This window comes from Gillisella taibaishanensis, from assembly GCF_001938985.1.
In the GTDB taxonomy this organism is placed as follows: Bacteria; Pseudomonadota; Alphaproteobacteria; order Rhizobiales; family Rhizobiaceae; genus Allorhizobium; species Allorhizobium taibaishanense.
Genome location: NZ_MKIN01000019.1, coordinates 226,466 through 247,460, shown reverse-complemented (window position 1 = coordinate 247,460; position 20,995 = coordinate 226,466). Strand labels below are relative to the sequence as shown.

Annotated in this window: 19 protein-coding genes; 15 read left to right on the top strand and 4 right to left on the bottom strand. The window is 60.0% G+C overall.

Annotated features, from left to right (window positions below; all coding sequences use genetic code 11):
• Positions 1-53 precede the first annotated feature (53 nt).
• On the bottom strand, positions 54-152 hold the full coding sequence (locus tag BJF91_RS04625; RefSeq protein ID WP_208610934.1) for a potassium-transporting ATPase subunit F: 99 nt from the start codon (positions 150-152) through the stop codon (positions 54-56).
• 238 nt (positions 153-390) lie between these two features.
• A complete protein-coding gene (locus BJF91_RS04620; protein ID WP_162843835.1) occupies positions 391-2,178 on the bottom strand; it encodes an FUSC family protein in 1,788 nt (595 codons plus the stop codon).
• 226 nt (positions 2,179-2,404) lie between these two features.
• Here BJF91_RS04620 and BJF91_RS04615 point away from each other — a divergent pair, with 226 nt between their 5' ends.
• From BJF91_RS04615 to BJF91_RS04605, 3 genes are all read left to right on the top strand, one after another.
• Positions 2,405-3,307 (top strand): LysR family transcriptional regulator, encoded by a 903-nt coding sequence (locus BJF91_RS04615; RefSeq protein ID WP_208610933.1) that lies wholly within the window; start codon positions 2,405-2,407, stop codon positions 3,305-3,307.
• 129 nt (positions 3,308-3,436) lie between these two features.
• A complete protein-coding gene (gene recQ, locus BJF91_RS04610; protein WP_075613300.1) occupies positions 3,437-5,296 on the top strand; it encodes a DNA helicase RecQ in 1,860 nt (619 codons plus the stop codon).
• The gene (locus tag BJF91_RS04605; RefSeq protein WP_139310583.1) at positions 5,286-6,614 is read left to right on the top strand and encodes an FAD-dependent oxidoreductase; all 1,329 of its coding nucleotides are present in this window, start codon (positions 5,286-5,288) and stop codon (positions 6,612-6,614) included. Before recQ ends, BJF91_RS04605 begins: the two co-directional genes overlap by 11 nt.
• 99 nt (positions 6,615-6,713) lie before the next feature.
• Here the strand turns inward: BJF91_RS04605 and BJF91_RS04600 are convergent, their stop codons facing one another.
• Both BJF91_RS04600 and alr read right to left on the bottom strand, forming a co-directional pair.
• Positions 6,714-7,967 carry a D-amino acid dehydrogenase gene (locus BJF91_RS04600; RefSeq protein WP_075613299.1) on the bottom strand — a complete coding sequence of 418 codons (1,254 nt, stop codon included), beginning with the start codon at positions 7,965-7,967 and terminating at the stop codon, positions 6,714-6,716.
• Positions 7,964-9,109, bottom strand: a complete 1,146-nt coding sequence (alr, locus tag BJF91_RS04595; protein ID WP_075613298.1) for an alanine racemase — start codon at positions 9,107-9,109, stop codon at positions 7,964-7,966. Before alr ends, BJF91_RS04600 begins: the two co-directional genes overlap by 4 nt.
• 126 nt (positions 9,110-9,235) lie before the next feature.
• On the opposite strand from alr, the gene BJF91_RS04590 reads away from it, so the two are divergent.
• The 12 genes from BJF91_RS04590 (at position 9,236) to BJF91_RS04535 (ending at position 20,930) form a co-directional block, all read left to right on the top strand.
• Positions 9,236-9,703 carry an Lrp/AsnC family transcriptional regulator gene (locus BJF91_RS04590; RefSeq protein WP_075613297.1) on the top strand — a complete coding sequence of 156 codons (468 nt, stop codon included), beginning with the start codon at positions 9,236-9,238 and terminating at the stop codon, positions 9,701-9,703.
• 82 nt (positions 9,704-9,785) lie between these two features.
• Positions 9,786-10,481 (top strand): GntR family transcriptional regulator, encoded by a 696-nt coding sequence (locus BJF91_RS04585; protein WP_075613296.1) that lies wholly within the window; start codon positions 9,786-9,788, stop codon positions 10,479-10,481.
• A gap of 103 nt (positions 10,482-10,584) precedes the next feature.
• Positions 10,585-11,187 carry an amino acid synthesis family protein gene (locus tag BJF91_RS04580; protein WP_075613295.1) on the top strand — a complete coding sequence of 201 codons (603 nt, stop codon included), beginning with the start codon at positions 10,585-10,587 and terminating at the stop codon, positions 11,185-11,187.
• A 27-nt stretch (positions 11,188-11,214) separates the two neighbouring features.
• Complete coding sequence (locus tag BJF91_RS04575; protein WP_075613294.1) at positions 11,215-12,075, top strand: alpha/beta fold hydrolase; 861 nt, start codon at positions 11,215-11,217, stop codon at positions 12,073-12,075.
• The gene (locus BJF91_RS04570) at positions 12,072-12,998 is read left to right on the top strand and encodes a flavin reductase family protein (protein ID WP_075613293.1); all 927 of its coding nucleotides are present in this window, start codon (positions 12,072-12,074) and stop codon (positions 12,996-12,998) included. Before BJF91_RS04575 ends, BJF91_RS04570 begins: the two co-directional genes overlap by 4 nt.
• A gap of 3 nt (positions 12,999-13,001) precedes the next feature.
• Positions 13,002-14,039 carry an LLM class flavin-dependent oxidoreductase gene (locus BJF91_RS04565; RefSeq protein ID WP_075613292.1) on the top strand — a complete coding sequence of 346 codons (1,038 nt, stop codon included), beginning with the start codon at positions 13,002-13,004 and terminating at the stop codon, positions 14,037-14,039.
• Between the two features lie 4 nt (positions 14,040-14,043).
• Entirely contained in the window at positions 14,044-15,507 is a 1,464-nt protein-coding gene (locus tag BJF91_RS04560) for an aldehyde dehydrogenase (protein ID WP_075613291.1), read from the top strand.
• A gap of 79 nt (positions 15,508-15,586) precedes the next feature.
• Positions 15,587-16,597, top strand: a complete 1,011-nt coding sequence (locus tag BJF91_RS04555) for an ABC transporter substrate-binding protein (RefSeq protein WP_075613290.1) — start codon at positions 15,587-15,589, stop codon at positions 16,595-16,597.
• Between the two features lie 77 nt (positions 16,598-16,674).
• Positions 16,675-17,541 carry an ABC transporter permease gene (locus BJF91_RS04550; RefSeq protein WP_075613289.1) on the top strand — a complete coding sequence of 289 codons (867 nt, stop codon included), beginning with the start codon at positions 16,675-16,677 and terminating at the stop codon, positions 17,539-17,541.
• 1 nt (position 17,542) lies between these two features.
• Entirely contained in the window at positions 17,543-18,343 is an 801-nt protein-coding gene (locus BJF91_RS04545) for an ABC transporter permease (RefSeq protein ID WP_075613288.1), read from the top strand.
• The gene (locus tag BJF91_RS04540; RefSeq protein ID WP_075613287.1) at positions 18,340-19,416 is read left to right on the top strand and encodes an ABC transporter ATP-binding protein; all 1,077 of its coding nucleotides are present in this window, start codon (positions 18,340-18,342) and stop codon (positions 19,414-19,416) included. Before BJF91_RS04545 ends, BJF91_RS04540 begins: the two co-directional genes overlap by 4 nt.
• A 122-nt stretch (positions 19,417-19,538) precedes the next feature.
• The gene (locus tag BJF91_RS04535; protein WP_075613425.1) at positions 19,539-20,930 is read left to right on the top strand and encodes an NAD-dependent succinate-semialdehyde dehydrogenase; all 1,392 of its coding nucleotides are present in this window, start codon (positions 19,539-19,541) and stop codon (positions 20,928-20,930) included.
• The last annotated feature ends 65 nt before the right edge of the window (positions 20,931-20,995 follow it).

Below are 20,995 nucleotides of genomic sequence, written 5' to 3'. Positions count from 1 at the left end.
GACCACTACGGCTGATGCGGGACGTCGGGTAGGCGATGGGGAAAGCGGGTGTTTCAGAAGCGCTCTGGCATGATCAGCGTCACCAGCAGGTAGACGCAAATGAACAGCGCGGCGGCGAGACCGAGAATGGGTTCGAACATGGCAGCTCTCACAACCTGTTCAGAGCTTGCGCATAGACGGCAAGCGCCGCAAAGCACGCAAGACCTACGGCAATGAAGACGATATCGGTCACGATGGTTCTCCTGTCTGTGATCAGGAGTTCATGATCGCGCAAAGCCGCATTAAATCTCGAGAGGGAATGACGGGTCTGGACATAAGGATTTCATAAAGATCGGCGGGTTGCTTCCGAAGAAACCGCCGGATGTCACAGGTTTTGCTTCCGAAGATACTTTAACGGCTATGCCAAAGCACGGCCGCTTCTCCGGCGAGCCGTCTTGCCTTTGCGAGCGCCTCGACATCGGTTGGTGAGGGTCGCTTGCCAAGATATCGATCCGGGGCATGGAAGGCCACTTCGGCCTGCGTGCTGGCGAGGCCAGCGGCGCGGCGCGCCACCGCAATTTCCGCCTCGTCGCCACGTTCGACAGCGGCGAGATAGTGCCGGTTTGCTTCGACGGCCCGCACGGCGAGATCCGAAATCGACGGGCTTCGCTCCGGCCAGATCGCGAAGGTTACGAGCATGGCCGCCAGGCAGCCGATGACATTGTCGAGCATCCGCGCCGAAGCAATGCCGGCACCGGGATGCAGCATGTCCATGGCCAGCACGAACAACAGCGTCACGGCGGTGACGAATAGCGTGTAGCTGACAGAGCGTAGCGCGATGGTGAGCGCGGAGAGGGGGATGACTATTGCCGTGATGAGCCACGGCGAGCCGACGACTGCCAGGACAGCGAGCGCCAGCGTGCTGCCGGCAACTGAGCCCACAATCCTTTCCAGCGCCCGGCTCCAACTCATGCGCCGATCCGGTTGCAGCACCACGATAACGGCCATGGCAGCCCAATAGGGGTAGGTCAGGCCGAAGAGATGTGCCGCGACAGTCACGAATGTCACACCCACAGCGCTTCTCACTGCGCCCTGCAGGATCGTCCGGGCCGGCAGTGCCTGCGCGGCATAGGTGGAGACATCGAGCGCGGCAGGGTTTTCGCTCCAACGCAGCGCCGCTGCGATCCGTCGCGCGGCACCTGCAACTGCGTCACGGCGCCCCGCGATGCTGCGGTCGATCACAGCAAGGCTCGCTTCTATTTCGGCCTTGCGGCTTTCGCCTTTCGCCAAATCTCTTGCCGCCAGCAGCAGGCATGGCCGGATGGCACCTGTCAGCAGCCGGCTGATATCGGCTTGCCGATCGCGGGACCGCAGATGATCCAGGGCAAGAAGCGCGTGAAAGACATCGTCGGCAGCAAGGATTGCCGCCTGCAGCGGGGCAGTGATGGCTCCATCATCCGGCCCTGAGGTTCGGGCGAGATGGGCCTTTGCCCGTTCCAGCGAATTGCGCACCGCCCGGCGATGCTGGCTGCTCTTGAAGGTCCAGATCGGCCCGCCAACGCTTGGATGGCCTTGCGGGGCGGCGAGATCGGCTGCCATATCCGCAAGCCTGGCATGGACGGCTGCAACAGAGCGGCGCACCGGCGACCAGGGGTCGGTCCGCCAGAGCAGAGTCAGCACCAGCACCGCCCAGGCACTTCCGATGAGAAACGATCCCGCGAGCGGCAGAGCGTCTGCAGCGGCATGTGGGTAGCCGGCAGCCACCACCCCGACAACGCCGAGCAACGCCGCGGCCAGTGGAGAAATACTTGAACCGAGAGGCAACAGCGCGTTGATGGCAACGAGGAAAGCGCCAACGGCAACGCCTGCCACCGGTCCATAGCCCGCAAGCCAGGAGCCAAAAAAGGCCGTGATGCTGCCGAGCACTGCGAAGCTCAACAGCAACCGGCGCCGAAACGCTTGCGTGCCGCCGGAATCGGCAAGACAGGTCCAGAAGGCGGCGAAGATCGCCCAGCCAAATTCAGGATGGCCGGCTGCAACAAGCAGAAGCGGTCCGCCGACGATCAGCGCCGACCGCAAGCCGTCAGACATATCGAGATGCTCAGGCGTCAGTCCGATGGCGCGCAATTCCAGCCAGCGGGCCAAGCGTCGGACCCACTGCCCGGACGGGCTTTCCGGTCGGAATCCACTGTCCATCATCGCAAACCTCATGATCGTCCTTCCGGTCAGTTTCGGCCTCTCAGGGGCATGGCTTTCAAACCGCCGAGGCTTTCGACGTTACGGCAACTGACTGACGGTAACAGCAAGAGCCACCGCACCGGCAGGATTGGAATATCGCTGGCTGCATCCACCGCAGTCGCCTTGAATATGGGCGATTACGGGCATAATATCCAATATATCGTGGAGTATAAATCGATATATGAATATGGATGACATTGACCTCCGGCACTTGCGCTATTTTCTGTTGCTGGCGGATGAGCTGCATTTCACCCGAGCAGCTGAGAAGATCGGTATTCGCCAGCCGCCGCTCAGCATGCTGATCCGCAAGCTGGAAGACGCTGTTGGCGCGCAACTGTTCCACCGCCGCAGCCGGGGTGTCGAATTGACGGAAGCGGGCGAGCGACTGAAGACGGCAGCGGTGGCCGTGCTCGCAGACTTGCAAAGTGCGGTCACTGACGCTCGCCGGATTGCCGAGGGCCAGAGCGGACGGCTAAGGGTCGGTTTTGCCGGCGCCACTTATTTCCACCCAGCCATTCCCGCCGCCATCCGGGCCTATCGCGCTGCCCATCCAGATGTCGTGCTTTCGCCGGAACAGAGCAATACGCCCGCGCTGCTGGCCGGGCTGCACGAGAAGCGATTGGACATAGCCTTCATCCGCCCGCCGGTCAGCGAAAGCGACCGGCTGAAAATCCGGCCCTTCGTCGAGGAGGACATGGTGATTGCGGTGCCGGCAGGTCACGCCCTTGATGGAACTGAGCCGCTACCACTCTCTGAGGCCGCGGGCGAAACCTTCATTTTGTTTCCGCGTGCTATCGGCCCGGGACTTTATGACACGATCATCTCGGCCTGTAGCGCGGCTGGTTTCAGTCCTCGGCTGGGGCAAGAGGCTTCGCAAATCGCCTCGATCGTGCCTTTGGTCGCGGCGGGCTTCGGCGTTTCCGTTATTCCCCGCTCAGTGAGTTTCATCCAGAGCAAGGGCGTCGTTTACCGGTCGCTGGCTGGCGAGACGCCCCGCGCACCGATTGCTTTTGCCTGTCGGGCTGACGAAACTTCGGCGCTGGTTGCCGGCTTTGCCGCCGCCATCCAAGTGGCGAGGCGCCAGATTTGAGCGCGCGACCGCCGACATCGGCTGCAAAGCCGGGGACACTTCAGCCGCACGCTGTTCATTCGTTCCAACCTCCGGTATTCGATTGCGGGGCTCAGGTTCGATCCCCGATAGATTTTGGAAGGCGACACCATGGCGCAACATCGCTCCAGTCTTGACCCGCTCTTCGACGAGACCGGCGATAGAACGCCGCTGGCGATCCTCAACCGCATCTACGGCTATCCTGCCTTTCGCGGTCGGCAGGCCGAAGTCGTCGAGCAGGTCGTTTCCGGCGGAGACGCCGTGGTACTCTTTCCGACAGGAGCGGGAAAATCCCTGTGCTTCCAGATCCCAGCGCTCTGCCGCGACGGGGTCGGAATCGTGGTATCCCCGCTGATTGCCCTGATGCGCGACCAGGTCGAGGCGCTGACCCAGCTTGGCATCAGAGCCGCAGCCCTGAATTCCTCGCTCAGCCGGGATGAATATGCGCAGGTGCGCCGCGATTTTGCGTCTGGCGCGCTCGATCTTCTCTACGTGACGCCGGAGCGAATCGTCACGCCAGCCTTCCGCGAATTAGTCGGCGATGCGAAAATCGCGCTGTTTGCCATCGACGAGGCTCATTGCGTATCGCAATGGGGCCATGATTTCCGGCCTGAATATCGCGAGCTCGGAAAACTGGCGGAAGCCTTCCCGGGCGTGCCTCGCATGGCGCTGACGGCGACCGCCGATCCGCATACGCGTGACGACATCATCGACAAGCTTGGTCTGCATGCGGCAGAAATCTATTCCACCTCCTTCGACCGACCGAACATCAATTACGAGATTGTCGAGCGCGATCAGCCGCGCCAGCAATTGCTGCGCTTTCTCTCCCGCCACGAAGGCTCGAGCGGCATCGTCTATTGCTTGTCGCGGGCGAAGGTCGAGGAAACAGCGGAATGGCTGGGCACCCAGGGCATCCGCGCGCTGCCTTACCACGCCGGCATGGAGCGAGCAGACCGTGACGCCAACCAGGATGCCTTCCTGAAAGAGGAAGACCTCTGCTTGGTTGCGACAGTCGCCTTCGGCATGGGCATCGACAAGCCGAATGTGCGCTATGTCGCCCATCTCGATCTGCCCGGCTCTGTCGAGGCCTATTACCAGGAAACCGGCCGTGCCGGCCGCGACGGTCTGCCGTCGGAGGTATGGATGGCCTATGGTATGGCTGATGTGATCCAGCGCGGCCGGATGATCGATGGCGGCAATTCGACCGACGATGTGAAACGGGTAGAGCGCGCCAAGCTCAACGCGCTTCTCGCCATCTGCGAGACGCCGGGTTGCCGGCGCCAGGCGATCCTCGCCCATTTCGGCGAAGCGCATCCGGGCGGTTGCGGCAATTGCGACACCTGCCTGAAGCCGGTCGAGACCTGGGACGGAACCGACGCCGCGATCAAGGCGCTGGCCGCCGTTTACCGCACCGGCGAGCGCTTCGGCACCGGCCATTTGATTGATGTCCTGCAAGGCAATGAAAATGAGCGGACCATTCGTTTCGGCCATGCGGATATGCCGGTCTTCGGCGCCGGCAAGGATCTGCCGCTTAAAACTTGGCAATCGGTCTATCGGCAATTGCTGGCTGCCGGTCTGGTCCGGGTTGATCACGAGGGTTTCGGCGCGCTGAAACTGGAGCCAGACGCGCGCGCCGTGTTCAAGCGCGAGCGCGAAGTCCGTTTCCGCAAGGACCGGCCCACCAAGGGCAAGGCGGCGCGTGGCAGCTCTCCGGCAGCGGCAAAGGCTAAGTCGGCATTGGATATCGCCGATAGCGAACTGTTCGAAGCCTTGCGGCGTCAGCGCATGGCGATCGCAAAGGAACTCGAGGTTCCGCCCTATGTGGTGTTTCCAGATACGACGCTGGTTGCCTTTGCCACGGAAAGGCCGAACAGCCGACAGGCCCTGCTTGGCATTTCCGGTGTCGGCCAATCGAAACTAGAGCGCTATGGCGATGCCTTTCTTGAGGTTATTCTCGCCCATGAGCGATGAAAATGGTGGAGAGCGATCGATTACTGATGTGAGCGATCCAGTTGCGTCTGAGACCATCGAGACCGCATGCGCCATCGTCGGTGCCGGTCCGGCCGGGTTGATGCTGGGCCTGATGTTGGCGCGGGCCGGTGTCGATGTCACCGTGCTGGAAAAGCATGGCGACTTCCTGCGCGATTTTCGCGGTGACACGCTGCACCCCTCGACGCTGGAAGTGATGCACGAACTCGGTCTTCTCGATGAACTCCTGAAACTGCCGCATGTTCAGGCACCAACACTGCATGCGGAGATCGGTGGGCGCGACATCACGCTTGCCAATTTCTCACGTCTTCCCACTCGCTGCCGCTTCATTGCTTTCATGCCACAATGGGATTTTCTCGACTTTCTTGCCAAAGAGGCGGGTAAATATCCGAACTTCCAGCTTGTCATGAATGCTCGTGTCGAGAGCTTGATCGAGGAGGGGGATGCGATTACGGGACTAACGGCGACGACGCCTGAACGGCATTTGAAGATCCGCTCTCGGCTGATCGTCGGCGCAGACGGTCGCCATTCCGTGACCCGCGCTAAGGCCGGGCTGGAGGTTGAAAGTTTCGGCAGCCCCAGCGACGTGCTTTGGTTCAAGCTGTCCCACCAGCCCAACGATCCGCCCTACACGATGGGACACGGCGGCCCGCGCCAGGGCTTCGTGATGATCGATCGTGGAGATTACTGGCAATGCGGCTATATCGTGCGCAAGGGAAGCTATGACGACGTTAAGGCGCAAGGCATCGAGGCCTTCAGAAAGGCCGCCGCTGCCATTTCGCCGTTGCCGGCAGAGCGTATGGACGAAGTGACGTCGTTTGATGATCTCTATCTGCTCAGCATCCGCATCGACCGGCTGAAGCGCTGGTGGCGGCCGGGACTGCTCTGCATCGGCGATGCTGCCCATGCCATGTCGCCGATCGGCGGCGTCGGCGTCAATCTTGCCATTCAGGATGCGGTAGCGGCGGCCAACCGGCTGGCCAAACCGCTTCTGTCAGGCGCGCCGCTGGAGCCGCACCTGGCCGCCATCGAAAAGCGGCGGCTGTTTCCGACCAAGGCGACGCAGAAACTGCAATTGATGATGCGGCGCAAGCGCAAGACCAATGATGACAAGGCCCCTGACGATACCAGCGCGCGCCGCGCCGGCCCGCCTGGCTTTATGAAGACCATTGCCCGTTTTCCGCTGCTTGCCCATCTCGCCGGTCGGTTGATCGGGCTCGGTTTCCGGCCGGAGCATGTCAGGGGTGAGGAGACGGCCGGATTTGGCAAAATTCTGAGTTGGGCGTGGCGAAAACGGTGATTGGTGAGAACCGGAGCGGAGTGTACTTATTGTACATGAGCACCGGAAGCGCAGCCAATCGCCGTTTGCAGGCCGTCCAAGTCTGAATATTGCCAAATCTTAAGCGGCGTAGCGGCTTAGTGCCAAATCCGCGTTGTCAATCTCTGTCTTGCGGCCGCTGACGATGTCGGCGAGCAGGCGACCGGAACCGCAGCTCATCGTCCAGCCCAGCGTTCCGTGGCCACTGTTGATGTAGAGATTGGACAGCGTGGTCGCGCCGATCACAGGTGTGCCATCCGGTGTCATCGGCCGCAGCCCGGACCAGAAATTCGCCTTAGCCATATCGCCACCCGGAAACAGGTCGGTGACCGAATGTTCGAGTGTGCGACGGCGGGCTTCGCCGAGGTCATTGGTATAACCCGAGATTTCCGCCATGCCGCCGACGCGGATGCGATCGCCAAGCCGCGTGATCGCGATCTTGTAGGTCTCATCCATCACAGTCGACTCCGGCGACTTGGCGAGGTCGATAATCGGGATGGTCAGCGAATACCCCTTGACCGGATAGATCGGCAGCTTGATGCCGAGGGGCTTCAAAAGCAGTGGCGTATAGCTGCCGAGCGCAACGACATAGGCATCAGACGTCACGGTGCCACGGTCAGTGACGACACCGGTGATCTTGCCGCCCGATGTCTCCAGCCGCTCAATCTGCCGGCCATAATCGAAGATGACGCCAAGCGAGGCCGCTTTATCCGCAAGCTGATTGGTGAATTTGAAACAGTCACCGGTCTCATCCTTCGGCGTCAGCAACCCGCCGACGATCTTGTGGCGGGAGGCGGCGAGAGCCGGCTCGACTTTGATGCAGCCATTTGGGTCGAGAACCTGATAGGGAATGCCGTCCGCGGCCAGCGCCTTCACGTCCTTGGCGGAAGCATCAAGCTGCGCCTGGGTGCGAAACAGCTGCAGCGTACCCTGCATGCGCTGGTCATAATCGATATTGGTTTCGACCCTCAAGTCTGCAAGCGCGACGCGGCTGTAATCCGCCAGCCTCAGCATACGGCTCTTGTTGATCGCATAGCGGCCGGAGGTGCAGTTGGAGAGCATCTTCAGCATCCAGCCCAGCATGGCGGCGTCAATCTTCGGTCGCAGGATCAGCGGCGCGTGCTCCATGAACAGCCATTTCAGCGCCTTTTGCGGAATGCCGGGTGCCGCCCAGGGCGAGCAATAACCGAAGGACACTTCACCGGCATTGGCAAAGCTGGTTTCCAGTGCCGGACCGGTCTGGCGATCGATGACTGTGACTTCGTGGCCGGCCTTGGCGAGATAATAGGCTGATGTGACGCCGATGACACCCGCGCCGAGAACTGTGACTTTCATGCCGATTCCCCAGATTTGCTATTGTTTATATAGTCACGGCGATAGCGGTGGCCGAGGCTCGTCAGGATTTCGTAGGCAATCGTTCCTGCGTCTGCCGCTACATCGTCCAGCGACTGATGTGCACCGATGATTTCGACCAGGCTGCCCAACGTCAGCGTACCCTGCGGCAGGGCCGAGACATCGATTATAATACTGTCCATCGACACCCGGCCGACGATCGGCAGGCGGGTTGCGCCGAAATAGGCGGCGCCACGATTGCTGAGGCAGCGTGGCAAACCATCGGCATAACCCACGGCAATCGTTGCAAGCTCCATTTCTACTGGTGCAATGAAACTCGCACTGTAGCCGACCTTGGTTCCAGCAGGCACGATCCGGGTCTGAATGACCTTCGCCTCCAGCCGCACCACCGACTTCATCGGGCTTGCAGCGCGATCGGATGGCGTCACGCCGTAAAGTGCCACGCCCGGCCGCACCAATGCACCGTGAAAGCTCTTGTCGAAAAAGATGCCCCCGGAATTGGCAAAGCACAAGGGAATGCCGGGAAATTGCGCGACCCGTTCGCGCATGACGGCAAACTGCGCGTCGTTTTCGGGGCTTTCGCTGTCATCGGCGCAGGCGAGGTGGCTCATGATATAGCGGATCGACAGGCCGGACAGGAGATCCGGCTCCGCTAGAAGGCGGGCAGTCTCTTCGGGAGAAAGACCGAGGCGCGACATGCCGGTATCAAATTGCAGGAGCGCCGGGAGATCCCGGTGAAGCGCACCGGCCGCCCGCCGCCATGCAGCCACCTGCTCAAGCGAGTTTAAAACCGGCACGAAACCATTGGCCGCCGCATAGGTTTCAGCGCCGGGCTGGAGGCCATTGAGGATGTAAAGCGTCGCGTCTCTAGGCAGATGTGGGCGAAGGTTCGCAGCCTCCTGCAGGTGAGCAACGAAAAAGGATCGGCATCCAGCACTATAAAGCACTGGCGCGACACGGTCGGCCCCCACCCCATAGGCATCGGCCTTGACCACGGCCGAGGTTTCGGCGGGTGCTGCCTCAGCAGCCAATCGGCGGTAGTTATCTGCGAGAGCATCGAGATCGATCACGAGGCGGGCGGAATAAGCGTCGGCGCTCAGATCCTGGGCAATAGACATGTCCATTATAGTTCCCCGTTCTTTTTGAAGATGATATTGAAACTATCGCGCAATGTTCGCGCACTTCGTCATTGTCTCTTGCGCCGAAGGCTCATTTGCGCAATTTTCTACGAATACGAGAAGGATTGTTGCGTGAACGGAATCGACGCCATAGACCGGGCTATCATGCGCCAGTTGCAGCTCAACGCGCGCATCAGCAATGCCGGGCTTGCGGCCGCTGTCGGCCTGTCCGCTTCAGCCTGCCTGCGCCGCGTCGCCCAGTTGGAAAAGCAGGGCTATATCAGGGGCTATACCGCCATCCTTGGCCAATCTGAGAAGGATGACGGCATTGCCGTGATCATCAACATCACCCTCGACCGGCAGACCGAGCATCATCTCGACCGGTTCGAGGCAGCGATCCGCAAATACCCTGAGATCCAGGAATGTTTCCTGATGACTGGCGGCTCTGACTACCTGTTGAAGCTTGAAGTCGACAACGCGCACGATTTCGAGCGAATCCATAAGGAGATTCTCGCGAAACTTCCTGGCGTGGCGCGCATTCATTCCAGCTTCTCGATCCGCAACGTGCTGAAAACCCGAAATGCTAAGTCGAAGGCGTGATGGCAGCTTGCCATTTCGGTTCTTGGTAGACCATAATACCAGATCGATTTCGTCTTGCAGCCCCGGAGCGGAGGTTTCCAATATGACAGAGACAGCCACGATCAAAGTCGAGCGTCCGTCGAAGACCCTCCGGGAGCTTGCGCTGGAAAAAGTCCGCGACGCTATCATCAGCGGCCATTTCAGGCCGGGAGACCGATTGGTTGAACGTGATCTCTGCGCCCAACTCGGCGTCAGCCGTACCGTTGTCCGAGAGGTGCTGCGGCATCTGGAATCCGAAGGCTTGGTCAATAATCCGCTCGGGAAGGGGCCGATGGTCGCGTTGCTTGACGTCAGCGAGGCGCGGCAGATTTACGAGATCCGTGGCGCGCTAGAGGGTATGGCAGCACGGCTGGCCGCAGAGGCCGCTCATCCTGCCATGATTGCCAATCTCGCCGAAGCGCTGGCCGGCATTCGCGCATGCTATGCACAAAATGACATGCCTGGCGTGCTGACGGAAACGACACGATTTTACGAGGCACTGTTTACCGGCATCGAGCGGCGGATCGCCTGGGATGTCGTCAAGCAGATGACGGTCCGGATCAATCATCTGCGCTCGATGACGATCAAGACCACAGCGCGTTCCGTCGAAGGGCCGGCCCAAATGGAAAAGATCGTTGAGGCAATAAAGGCCGGTGACGGTCAAGCCGCAGAGCAGGCCGCCATGGAGCATGTCAGGCGAGCCTCCGCGATTGCCGAGGCTGTGCTGGCGCAGCAGGCGCGCGCAACAGACAACCCCTGAAATACAATTCTCAAGAGGAATAATTATTTCTTAAGCGACAAGGCGCTTGACTCCGAAGACGCTTGGCATACCATAATACCAGATTAGATGTTTGAGGTAGGTTATGGCTCTCCAAATCCGCAAGACGCTGCTGCAGGTGGAAAACACCCTGATTGAAGGCGGCAAAGCTGCGCCAGTGCCGCTGAAGCTTTTTGCTGCCTTCGCTGTGGTGAAAAATCCGTGGGCTGGGCGCGGTTTTGTCGAGGATCTGAAACCCGAGATCCACAAGGCAGCGCCCGTTCTGGGCGCACTGCTGACGGGTATGATCCTTGACGCCGTCGGTTCCGGCGAGGCGGTTGAGGCTTATGGCAAGACTGCCGTGGTTGGTCTCGATGGTGAAATCGAACACGCTTCTGCGCTTATCCACACGCTGCGCTTCGGCAACCACTACCGCACAGCCGTTGGAGCGAAGTCCTATCTCGCCTTCTGCAATACCCGCGGCCCGGCCAATGCGCCGATCATGATCCCGCTGATGGATAAAAACGACGAAGGCCGTCGCTCTCACTATCTGACGATCCAGACTTCAATTGCCGATGCGCCAGCCGCGGACGAGATTGTCGTTGGTCTCGGTGCGTCCGTTGGCGGACGCCCACATCACCGGATCGGTGACCGCTATCAGGATCTGAGGGATCTCGACCAAGACGTCTCCAACCCGGCAGGTGTGTGACCGAGAACAGAACGGGGAGGGGCCGAGATGAGTGAACCTGTCGCATCGTCATCGGCCTCGCCGTTACATGCCGTTTCGTCTGCAAGTAGTTGGCCAACCTTCGTTCGGCGTGTCACCGCTCGCGGCACAGCCTACGTGGCTAAGGGAAGCGGCGAACCGGTTGTTCTCATTCATGGCGTGGGTATGCGGCTCGAAGCTTGGTGGCCGCAAATAGAAAGCCTTTCCGCAGGTCACCGGGTTGTTGCCGTCGACATGCCTGGCCACGGCCAAACTGAACCCCTTCCAAAGGGTAGCGCGCTACCGGCTTTTGTCTCCTGGCTCGAAGCCTTTCTTGATGAGATGCAACTCGGTCCCGTCAATCTCGCGGGCCATTCCATGGGTGCGCTGATTGCGAGTGGCGCTGTGGCGAGTTTTCCAGAGAAAATCCGCCGGGTGGCGTTGGTAAATGGCGTTTTCCGCCGCGATCCCAGTGCCAAGGCTGCGGTCCTTGCGCGAGCCGCATCAATTGAAGTCGACGGCATCGACATCCACGGGCCGCTGAAGCGCTGGTTTGGCGAGGATGCCGCAAGCGTGGCCGCGCGGGATCTGACCGAACGTTGCCTCCTGGCGATGAAGACAGATGCCTATGCCACGGCCTACCGCGCTTTTGCCGGCGGTGACGAGACCTATGCCGATTGCTGGCCAAGCGTAACCTGTCCGGCGCTATTCCTGACAGGTGCCGACGATCCCAATTCCACGGCTGCGATGGCACAGGCCATGGCGGCGTTGACGCCGAAGGGCGTGGCGAAAGTGGTCTCCGATCATCGTCACATGGTCAATCTCACGGCACCTGACGTGGTGCATGCCATCATGGCCGAGTGGCTTGATGTTGCGGAGGATCAACAATGAGCAGTAGTCAAAACCCAATTGATCCGCGCAGTCTGCGCGACGCCTTCGGGACCTTTGCGACCGGCGTAACTGTCGTTACGGCAATAGGAGCTGATGGTGCGCCCATCGGCTTTACCGCCAATTCCTTCACGTCGGTCTCGCTCGACCCGCCGCTGCTGCTGGTGTGCCTGGCAAAGACGTCACGCAATTTCGAAGCAATGACCTCCGCCAGCGGCTTTGCCATCAATATTCTCTCGGACAGCCAAAAGGATGTCTCCAACACTTTTGCGCGGCCGGTGGAAGATCGATTTGCTGTCGTCGACTGGCAGCTAGGCCCGCATGGCTCGCCTGTCTTCGCTGACGTCTCGGCATGGTTCGACTGCAGTCTGGAGCAGATGATCGAGGCCGGTGACCATGTGGTGCTGCTTGGCCGCGTTCAGGCTTTCGAAAAAAGCGACCGTAATGGTCTTGGTTATGTCAGAGGCAGTTATTTCACACCGGCGCTTGCCGAAAAGGCTGTATCGGCCGCGAGTGACGGACCGCTGCATCTGAGCGCCGTTATCGAGCGAGACGGCTGCGTGTTGCTGGTCGGCGATAACATCAGCGATTTGCCCGGCTGCCACGCCGTTAGCGGTGAACCACTGCAGGACCTGAAGGCACATCTGGAAGCCTCGACCGGCCTCGCCATCACCATCGGCTTTCTCTACTCCGTTTATGAGGATCGAAAGGCCGGCTGCCAGCATATCGTCTACCGCGCCTTTGCCGGTGCGGGTACGCCTGCCGCCGGCCGTTTCGTGCCGGTCTCTGATCTATCAGGTCTTTCCGGTTCGGCGACGGCGGATATCCTGAGCCGGTTTGCGGCCGAAAGCTCGCTCGGCAACTTCGGCGTTTATGTCGGCAGCGAAGCAGCTGGCCGGGTCCACTCGATTGCCAGGAAGGCTTGATCCATGAAGTTCTCACTCTTCGTCCATATGGAACGGCTCGACGCCAGCCAGAGCCATAAGAGCCTTTATGAGGAATTCATCCAGCTTTGCGAAATCGCCGACCGCGGCGGCATGCATGCGATCTGGACTGGCGAGCATCATGGTATGGATTTCACCATAGCGCCGAATCCATTCGTGACCATTGCCGATCTCGCTAACAGGGTGAAGAACGTACGGCTCGGCACCGGAACCGTGATTGCGCCGTTCTGGCATCCGATCAAGCTCGCCGGTGAAGCGGCAATGACCGATCTGATCACCGATGGCCGGTTGGACATCGGTATTGCCCGTGGCGCCTATTCCTTCGAATACGAGCGATTGATGCCGGGCCTGGATGCCTGGACCGCTGGTCAACGCATGCGCGAATTGATACCGGCGATAAAGGGCATTTGGGAGGGCGATTATGCCCATCAGGGCGAGTTCTGGTCGTTCCCGGCCACGACATCAGCTCCGAAACCGCTGCAGGAGCCGATCCCGCTCTGGGTAGCGGCGCGCGATCCCAATTCTCACGAATTTGCCGTGGCCAACGGCTGCAATGTGCAGGTGACGCCGCTTTGGAACGGCGATACGGAAATCGAAAGCCTGATGCAGCGCTTCAATACCGCCTGCGAAAAAGCGCCTGATGTGCCGCGCCCGAAAATCATGCTCCTGCTGCACAGCTATGTTGGCGCCGACGAGGCCGATGTCGCGCAGGGCGCAAGGGAACTGAGCACTTACTACAACTACTTCTTCGCCTGGTTCAAGAACGAGAAGCCTATCAGCCAAGGCCTGATTGAACGGCTGAGCGAAGAGGAGATGGCCTCCAATGCAATGCTGTCTCCCGATGTGATGCGGGCAAATGTGGCAGTCGGTACGGCGCCCGAGGTGATCGAACGGCTGAAGCGCTACGAAGCGCTGGGCTATGACGAATTTTCCTTCTGGGTCGACACGGGCGTCAGCTTCGAGCGCAAGAAGGCTTCGCTGGAGCGGTTTATTGCCGATGTCATGCCGGCATTTGCGGAGTAGGAATATGCAGCGTTTCCAGCTATATATCGACGGTTCCTTCAGTGATGGCGAGGCGCGCTTCGACAGCCTTGATCCCGCGTCAGGCGCTGTTTGGGCCGAGATGCCGGAAGCGCGGGAAGCAGACGTGGATCGCGCGGTCGAGGCTGCTCACGCTGCACTCTATGATGGTCCTTGGGCGAAGATGACCGCGACCCAGCGTGGCAAACTAATCTACAAGCTTGCCGACCTGATTGCCGCCAATGCCGCGAGACTTGCCGAGCTTGAAACCCGCGACACCGGTAAGATTATCCGCGAAACCTCATCGCAGATCGCCTATGTAGCGGACTACTATCGGTATTATGCTGGTCTTGCCGACAAGATCGAGGGCTCGACCCTGCCGATCGACAAGCCCGACATGGATGTCTGGCTGCGGCGCGAGCCTGTGGGCGTTGTAGCGATGGTGGTGCCATGGAACAGCCAGTTGTTCCTGTCGGCGGTCAAGATAGGACCGGCGCTTGCTGCTGGCTGCACCATGGTGGTCAAGGCCTCCGAAGACGGGCCGGCGCCGCTGCTGGAATTTGCCCGGCTTGTGCATGAGGCGGGTTTTCCGCCCGGCGTCATCAACATTATCACCGGTTTTGGTCCCTCCTGCGGCGCTGCTCTTACCCGCCATCCGAAAGTCGCCCACGTCGCTTTCACCGGTGGCCCGGAAGCGGCCCGGCATGTCGTGCGCAATTCGGCGGAAAATCTTGCTTCCACCTCGTTGGAACTGGGGGGCAAATCACCATTCATCGTCTTTGCCGATGCCGATCTCGAAAGCGCAGCCAATGCTCAGGTTGCCGGCATCTTTGCTGCGACAGGCCAGTCCTGCGTGGCAGGCTCGCGGCTTATTGTCGAGCGCTCGGTCAAATCAGAGTTTCTGGCCCGTCTGAAAGCCAAGGCCGAAGCCATCAGGATCGGCAGCCCGCTGGACATGGCGACCGAAGTCGGCCCACTCGCCACTCGTCGCCAGCAGGATCATGTCCATGCGCTGGTCCAGGCTTCTGTGAGCGCGGGCGCAAAGCTCATTACCGGCGGCGTGCTTCCTGACGGACCCGGCAATTTCTATCCGCCAACCATTCTCGGTTGCGACGGCACGACGGCGCCGGCGCTTAGTCAGGAATTCTTCGGCCCGGTTCTCTCGGTTTTGTCCTTTGAGACGGAAGCCGAAGCGCTGCGTCTCGCCAATGACACTGCCTATGGCCTTGCTTCTGGTGTCTTCACCCAAAATCTCGGCCGAGCGCATCGGATGATCAGGGGAATTCGCGCGGGAGTGGTCTGGATTAACACCTATCGCGCGGTGTCTCCCATTGCGCCTTTCGGCGGCTTCGGACTTTCCGGCCACGGCCGCGAAGGCGGCATGGCGGCGGTGCTCGATTATACCAGGACCAAAACCGTCTGGCTCAAGACTTCCGATGACCCGTTTCCCGACCCGTTCGTGATGCGGTGACATGAACATGCCCCGGATGGATGGACCATAAGAAGCAACCGGCATCCGGGTAAGCACACTCAAACAAGGATAAGGGAACATGAAGAACAGGACCATTCTCGCCTCGCTGGCTTTGGTGCTCAGCGTATCCAGCCAGTCCATAGCCGCCGATATGGTGTTCACCAGTTGGGGCGGCACCACCCAGGATGTGCAGAAGTCCGCCTGGGCCGATAAATTCACTGCCAAGTCAGGCATCAACGTGCTGCAGGACGGCCCGACAGACTATGGCAAGATCAAAGCCATGGTCGAGGCCAAGGGCGTGAACTGGGATGTCGTCGATGTCGAAGGCGACTATGCAATTCAGGCCGGCGACAAGGGCATGCTCGAAAAGCTCGACTTCAAGACTATCGACAAGTCCTCGCTCGACCCACGCTTTGTCACCGACTATTCCGTCGGCAGCTTCTATTATTCCTTCGTGATCGGCTGCAACAAGGATGCCGTCGCCGCTTGCCCGAAAAGCTGGGCCGAACTGTTCGATACCAAGAAATTCCCTGGCAAGCGCACCTTCTACAAATGGTCGGCGCCCGGTGTCATCGAGGCCGCCTTGCTGGCTGACGGCGTGACGCCGGATAAGCTCTATCCGCTCGATCTCGATCGCGCATTCAAGAAGCTGGACACCATCAAGTCCGACATCGTCTGGTGGTCGGGCGGCGCGCAGTCTCAGCAATTGCTTGCCTCCGCCGAAGCCCCGTTCGGCTCCTTCTGGAACGGCCGCCTTACTGCGCTTGCTGCAACCGGTGTGACTGTCGAAACCTCTTGGGCTCAGAATATCACGGCCGCTGACGCTCTGGTCGTGCCGAAGGGTACCAAAAACAAGGAAGCCGCGATGAAATTCATCGCCTTCGCCACGTCTCCTGAAGGGCAGGCCGAAATGGCGGCGGGCACCGGTTACGCACCCGTCAACACCAAGTCGCCCGCTTTGATGGACCCGGCAATCGCCAAAACCCTGCCGGACCAGCAGACGTCTTCCCAGGTCAACGCCGATATGGCCTATTGGGCCAAGCATCGTGATGAAATCGGCGAGCGTTGGTACGCCTGGCAGTCGAAGTAACCCTTTGGCGCTGATCGCGTGACACAGCGATGCCCCGGTCTTCACCGGGACATCGCCTCCAGCGGAAAGGAAACGGCATGGCGTCCCCGACATCGGCTCTCAACGAGCAGACCACGACACGGTTTCGTCTCGGCGACAGGTCCTCGACGCTTCCAGCGCTAGTGTTGATCCTGATCTTTTTTGTGCTGCCGGTCCTGGCGCTTTTGGCGCGTTCCGTCACTGAGCCTGTTCTTGGCCTTGGGAATTATGTCGAATTGCTAGGCAGCTCCACCTATATCAAAATCTTCTTCAACACCTTCTTCGTCTCGGCTCTGGTCACGGTCATCTCACTGCTGATCGGCTTTCCCGTGGCCTGGGCGCTGGCGATCATGCCGCAGCGGCTGGCCTCCGTCATCTTCGCCATTGTGCTTCTGTCGATGTGGACCAATCTTTTGGCACGTACCTATGCCTGGATGGTTCTGCTTCAGCGTACCGGGGTGATCAACAAGGCACTGCTCGGCCTTGGCGTCATCGACAAGCCACTGATTATGGTCAACAATCTCACCGGCGTCACCATCGGCATGACCTATATCATGCTCCCTTTCATCATTATTCCGCTCTATGGCGTGATCCGCAAGATCGACCCGGCGCTGCTGCAAGCCGCAGCGCTCTGCGGTGCCAACCGGCGCCAGGCGCTGACCTCCGTGTTGATCCCGCTAGCCATGCCGGGCATGGCCGCAGGCGGGCTGATGGTATTCGTAATGTCGCTTGGTTATTTCGTCACGCCATCGCTGCTTGGCGGTACGTCAAATATGATGCTGGCGGAACTGATCGCCCAGTTCGTCCAATCGCTGGTTAATTGGGGCATGGGCGGAGCTGCCGCCTTTGTCCTATTGGTGGTGACCCTCAGCCTCTATGCCCTGCAGTTGCGGTTGTTTGGCGCTGCCGGCGAAGGAGGGCGCTGACATGCTCCTGAATTTCAACAGCCTCGGCTCATGGAAATGGGCGCTACTCGCCATCACCTTTCTGACGGCTGCTTTCCTGTTGCTGCCGATCTTGTTCATTGCCGCATTGTCCTTCGGGTCGTCGCAGTGGTTGATCTTCCCGCCACCAGCCTGGACGACCAAGTGGTACAGCCAGTTGTTTGCCGATCCGCGTTGGCTCGACGCAGCCTGGACGAGTTTCCGCATCGCTGTCATGGTCACGTTGCTTTCTGTCGTGATAGGCTTGTTTGCCGCCTTTGGGCTCGTGCGTGGCCGCTTCTTCGGCCGCACCCTGCTGCGGGCGCTGTTCATGACACCGATGATCCTGCCGGTCGTGGTGCTGGCCGTTGCGCTTTACGCCTTCTTCCTGCGTATCGGGCTGAATGGCACGACGACTGGCTTCGTCATCGCCCATCTCATCGTCGCCCTTCCGTTTTCCATTCTGGCCCTCACCAATGCGCTTGAGGGCTTCGACAAATCCATAGAGGACGCCGCCGTGCTTTGCGGTGCATCGCCGCTGAAGGCGCGGCTTTTGATCACACTGCCGTCGATCAGCCATGGCCTGTTTTCGGCAGCGGTATTTTCCTTCCTCACCTCCTGGGATGAAGTTGTGCTGGCAATTTTCATGGCAAGTCCAACGCTTCAAACCCTGCCCGTGAAAATCTGGGCGACGCTGCGCCAGGATTTGACGCCCGTGATTGCCGCCGCCTCGACCCTTCTTATCGTCGTCACCATCGCGCTGATGCTCGTTACCGCCTTCGTGCGCAAAGGACTGAAAGCATGACGCCATTTCTTGAAATCCGCGGCATTCGCAAGCAGTATGGGCCTGTTGTGGCCGTGCAGGATGTAAACCTGACGGTCGGTCGCGGCGAGTTCATGACCTTCCTTGGCCCCTCCGGTTCCGGCAAGAGCACGACGCTCTATATCCTGGCAGGTTTCGAGCAACCAAGCGCTGGCGATATGCTGCTGTCAGGCAAAACCGTGCTGAACACACCATCGCACCAGCGCAATATCGGCATGGTTTTCCAGCGCTACACGCTGTTTCCGCATCTCTCGGTCGGTGACAACATCGCCTTTCCCTTGAAAATGCGCGGCTGGTCGAAAGCCGACATCACCGAGCGGGTTCGCAAGATGCTGAAACTTGTGCGGCTCGAAGGCTTCGAGGACCGCAAGCCTGCAGCCATGTCCGGCGGCCAGCAGCAGCGCGTCGCCCTTGCACGGGCGCTGGCCTATGATCCGCCGGTTCTGCTGATGGACGAGCCGCTTTCGGCGCTGGACAAGAAACTACGTGAGGAGATCCAGCATGAAATTCGCCGCATTCACCACGAAACCGATGTCACCATTCTCTACGTCACGCACGACCAGGAAGAGGCGTTGCGTCTGTCTGACCGGATCGCTGTCTTCTCCAAGGGTGTGATTGACCAGATTGGGATGGGTGCCGAACTTTACGCCAATCCGGCCACCAGGTTCGTAGCTGAGTTTATCGGTGACAGCGATTTTCTGCCGTGCGTTGTGACGGATGTTGTCGGAGGGAAGGCCGCTATCCGTATTGGCGATGGCATTTGCGTCGGCGCAATTCCGCTGCATGGCAAAGCGATGACGGGCGGCGCCGCAATGCTGATGCTGCGGCCCGAACGGCTGACGCTGCTACCTGAGGAAACGCCGCACACTCTCGCCGCCAGGATCGACGATATCACCTTCCTCGGCAATACGATCGATATCGCCGCAACGACCGGTGACGGTAATCGGCTTTCGGTGCGCCTTCCTTTTGGCCATCAGGCTCTGCAAGGCCTTCAGGTCGGCGCGCAGGTGCGGCTCGGTTTCGATCCCGCTGCGGCCCATGTTTTTGCCGTATAGCAAATAGCCTTTCGACCTTGATCCGGATCAACGTCCTTTGCCCCGCTAGCGCTAGCATGATGCCAACACGCGACCGATGACCGGTGACGCGCGGCGCTGCAATCAAGGCAAAGGACAGTTCCATGGCTTACGCAACGACCAATCCCTACACTGGCGAAACCCTTCAGACCTTCCCAGAGGCAACCGACGCTGCCGTCGAGGCTGCGATCACGGCGGCCCATGGCGCGTTTCAACACTGGCGCCACGCGACATTCGCGGAGCGCGCCAAGGTCATGCACGCTGCCGCAGAGATCCTGAGGCAGCAAACCGACGATTATGCGAAGCTGCTGACCCTCGAAATGGGCAAGTTGATTTCCGAGGCGCGAGCCGAAGTAGCTTTATCTGCCGATATTCTCGATTATTATGCGGTCAATGCCGAGCGCCTGTTGCAAGCTGAAAACCTGCCGGTCGCCGACAAGGCCGAAGGCGAAGCGATGCTGGTGCATGAGCCGCTGGGAGTGCTTCTCGCCATCGAGCCCTGGAATTTCCCATATTACCAGATTGCCCGGATCATTGCCCCGCAGCTTTCCGCTGGCAATACAATGCTGCTGAAACACGCTTCCAACGTGCCGCAATGCGCGAGCGCTTTTGAGACGCTGATGCTGGAGGCAGGTTTGCCAAAGGGCGCTTTCACTAATCTTTTCGCCACCCGCAGCCAGGTGGAAATGATCCTCAACGATCCGCGTGTGCATGGCGTGGCGCTGACGGGATCGGAAGGGGCAGGGGCAATCATCGCCGCCCAGGCGGGAAAGGCCTTGAAGAAATCCGCCATGGAGCTTGGCGGCGCCGATGCTTTCGTGGTTCTTGCCGATGCCGATCTGGAAAAGACGGTGAAATGGGCCGTTTTCGGTCGCCACTGGAATGGCGGACAGGTCTGCGTGTCGTCGAAGAGGATGATCATTGTGGATGCCGTCTACGATGCCTTCCTGGAGAACTACAAGACCGGCGTGGCTGGCCTGAAGGCAGGCGACCCCTTCGATCCACAGACGACGCTCGCGCCACTTTCCTCGCAAGCCGCAGCCGACGAAATCAAGCAGAAGATCGCCGAGGCTGTTGCCCATGGCGCGACCGCGACGGAAGTCGGCCCACCGGTCCCCAACCAGGGTGCCTTTGTACAGCCGACTATTCTTACTGATCTCGCCGATGACAATCCGGCCCGCTACTGGGAATTCTTCGGCCCGGTTTCCATGCTGTTTCGCGCCCGCGACGAGGACGATGCGATCCGCATTGCCAATGATACGCCTTTCGGTCTCGGCGGTTCGATCTTCACCCGTGACACGAAGCGAGGCGTGGAGGTTGCCCGGCGGATCGAAACCGGCATGGTGTTCATCAACCATCCGACCATGGTCAAGGCGGACCTGCCCTTCGGCGGTGTCAAACGCTCAGGTTATGGCCGGGAACTGCTCGGCCTCGGCATAAAGGAGTTCGTCAATCACAAGCTGATCGACGTGGTCGATATCGATGCGCCGTTTTGAGTGAAGTTGGGCCGGCGGCAGTTCGCCGGCCCTTTTTTGAAAGCCCCCAGTCTCAAGGTCAAGCA